Raw genomic sequence first — 3,371 nt, 5'->3', positions numbered from 1 at the left:
TGAGTCGGGGCTTTTCTGGGGTAAGAGCCTGACGATGACCTACTTTCACACTGGTTGCAGCACTATCATCGGCGCGGAGTCGTTTCACGGTCCTGTTCGGGATGGGAAGGGGTGGTTCCGACTTGCTATGTTCATCAGGCATGACTCGTTGGTTGCTCGTCGGGGACGCGCAACCCAATCTGGGAAGAAGCAGTAGTTTTCGTAGGGGACCTACGGGTATTTATTTTGGCGGGTGTGAGTGATCAGTCATTCACACGCATACTTGTCTATGCCTTGTTGCCAAGGTTATAGGGACAAGCCGCACGGGCAATTAGTATCAGTTAGCTTAACGCATTACTGCGCTTCCACACCTGACCTATCAACGTCCTGGTCTCGAACGACCCTTTAGCAGGCTCAAGGCCTGGGGAAGTCTCATCTTGAGGCAAGTTTCCCGCTTAGATGCTTTCAGCGGTTATCTCTTCCGAACTTAGCTACCCGGCAATGCCACTGGCGTGACAACCGGTACACCAGAGGTTCGTCCACTCCGGTCCTCTCGTACTAGGAGCAGCCCCCCTCAAACTTCCAACGCCCACGGCAGATAGGGACCAAACTGTCTCACGACGTTTTAAACCCAGCTCACGTACCACTTTAAATGGCGAACAGCCATACCCTTGGGACCGGCTACAGCCCCAGGATGTGATGAGCCGACATCGAGGTGCCAAACTCCCCCGTCGATATGAACTCTTGGGAGGAATCAGCCTGTTATCCCCAGAGTACCTTTTATCCGTTGAGCGATGGCCCTTCCATACAGAACCACCGGATCACTATGTCCTACTTTCGTACCTGCTCGACTTGTCGGTCTCGCAGTTAAGCACGCTTATGCCATTGCACTATTAGCACGATGTCCGACCGTACCTAGCGTACCTTCGAACTCCTCCGTTACACTTTGGGAGGAGACCGCCCCAGTCAAACTGCCTACCATGCACTGTCCCCGACCCGGATAACGGGCCAAGGTTAGAACCTCAAACAAACCAGGGTGGTATTTCAAGGTTGGCTCCACGGCAACTGGCGTCACCGCTTCAAAGCCTCCCACCTATCCTACACAGATTGGTTCAAAGTCCAATGCAAAGCTACAGTAAAGGTTCATGGGGTCTTTCCGTCTAGCCGCGGGTAGATTGCATCATCACAAACACTTCAACTTCGCTGAGTCTCGGGAGGAGACAGTGTGGCCATCGTTACGCCATTCGTGCAGGTCGGAACTTACCCGACAAGGAATTTCGCTACCTTAGGACCGTTATAGTTACGGCCGCCGTTTACTGGGACTTCAATCAAGAGCTTGCACCCCATCATTTAATCTTCCAGCACCGGGCAGGCGTCACACCCTATACGTCCACTTTCGTGTTTGCAGAGTGCTGTGTTTTTATTAAACAGTCGCAGCCACCAGTTTATTGCAACCCCTTCACCCTCCTGGCGCAGGCCAGTCAAGCTACAAGGGCGTACCTTATCCCGAAGTTACGGTACCAATTTGCCGAGTTCCTTCTCCCGAGTTCTCTCAAGCGCCTTAGAATACTCATCTCGCCCACCTGTGTCGGTTTGCGGTACGGTCTCGTTAGACTGAAGCTTAGAGGCTTTTCTTGGAACCACTTCCGATTGCTTCGCAGCTTAAAGCCGCTGGCCCCATGCCCTTGAATCATGCGCCCGGATTTGCCTAAGCGCCTTCTCCAGCACAGGGACCGGGACATCCAACACCCGGACAACCTTCCGCGATCCGTCCCCCCATCGCATCTAACGACGGTGCAGGAATATTAACCTGCTTCCCATCAGCTACGCATCTCTGCCTCGCCTTAGGGGCCGACTCACCCTGCTCCGATGAACGTTGAACAGGAAACCTTGGGCTTACGGCGACAGGGCCTTTCACCCTGTTTATCGCTACTCATGTCAGCATTCGCACTTCTGATACCTCCAGCATCCTTTACAAGACACCTTCGCAGGCTTACAGAACGCTCTCCTACCATATGTGCAAAGCACATATCCGCAGCTTCGGTGACTGGCTTAGCCCCGTTACATCTTCCGCGCAGGACGACTCGATCAGTGAGCTATTACGCTTTCTTTAAAGGATGGCTGCTTCTAAGCCAACCTCCTGACTGTTTTAGCCTTCCCACTTCGTTTTCCACTTAGCCAATCTTGGGGACCTTAGCTGGCGGTCTGGGTTGTTTCCCTCTTGACGCCGGACGTTAGCACCCGACGTCTGTCTCCCAAGCTCGCACTCACCGGTATTCGGAGTTTGCAATGGTTTGGTAAGTCGCGATGACCCCCTAGCCATAACAGTGCTCTACCCCCGGTGGTGATACTTGAGGCACTACCTAAATAGTTTTCGGAGAGAACCAGCTATTTCCAGATTTGTTTAGCCTTTCACCCCTACCCACAGCTCATCCCCTAGTTTTTCAACACTAGTGGGTTCGGACCTCCAGTACCTGTTACGGCACCTTCATCCTGGCCATGGGTAGATCATCTGGTTTCGGGTCTACACCCAGCGACTAAATCGCCCTGTTCGGACTCGCTTTCGCTACGCCTTCCCTATTCGGTTAAGCTCGCCACTGAATGTAAGTCGCTGACCCATTATACAAAAGGTACGCCGTCACCCCTTACGAGGCTCCGACTGTTTGTATGCACACGGTTTCAGGATCTATTTCACTCCCCTTCCGGGGTTCTTTTCGCCTTTCCCTCACGGTACTGGTTCACTATCGGTCGATATCGAGTATTTAGCCTTGGAGGATGGTCCCCCCATGTTCAGACAGGGTTTCACGTGCCCCGCCCTACTTGTCGCAAGCTTAGTTCCACAATACTGATTTCGCATACGGGGCTATCACCCGCTATGGCCACAATTTCCAGTGTGTTTTGCTATCAATACTGCTAAATCTTGCAGGCTGGTCCCATTTCGCTCGCCACTACTTTGGGAATCTCGGTTGATTTCTTTTCCTGCAGCTACTTAGATGTTTCAGTTCGCCGCGTTCGCTTCGCACCCCTATGTATTCAGAGTGCGATGACCCAAAAGGCCGGGTTTCCCCATTCGGAAATCTGCGGATCAATGTGTGTTTGCTCACTCCCCGCAGCTTATCGCAAGCTACAACGTCCTTCATCGCCTGATATCGCCAAGGCATCCACCATGTGCACTTATTCGCTTGTCCCTATAACGTTGGCCTCTCTTATCGAGAGCGCTATAGAGTTTTGAGTTTGCGTGCCGTATTCCAGACCACTCGTATTGCTACGAGAACTCTTTCATACAATATGATTGATACAATCACAACCCACCAGTCTTCATCCACGCGCATCACACGCATGAACTCCAACTGATAAATTCTTTACTACTTCTTCCAGATTGTTAAAGAACA

The 3,371-nt window shown here is 52.1% G+C and carries 2 rRNA genes; both read right to left on the bottom strand.

The features are described 5' to 3' along the window. Window positions 1-26: 26 nt before the first annotated feature. A 5S ribosomal RNA gene (rrf, locus tag NCCP691_RS21150) occupies window positions 27-139 on the bottom strand. Between the two features lie 150 nt (window positions 140-289). Then, window positions 290-3,167 (bottom strand): 23S ribosomal RNA (locus NCCP691_RS21145). Between the last annotated feature and the right edge of the window lie 204 nt (window positions 3,168-3,371).

The sequence above is a fragment of the Noviherbaspirillum aridicola genome, assembly GCF_019656455.1.
In the GTDB taxonomy this organism is placed as follows: Bacteria; Pseudomonadota; Gammaproteobacteria; order Burkholderiales; family Burkholderiaceae_D; genus Noviherbaspirillum; species Noviherbaspirillum aridicola.
Note: the sequence above shows the minus strand (reverse complement) of the source record. Positions and strands in the feature narration are given on the sequence as shown.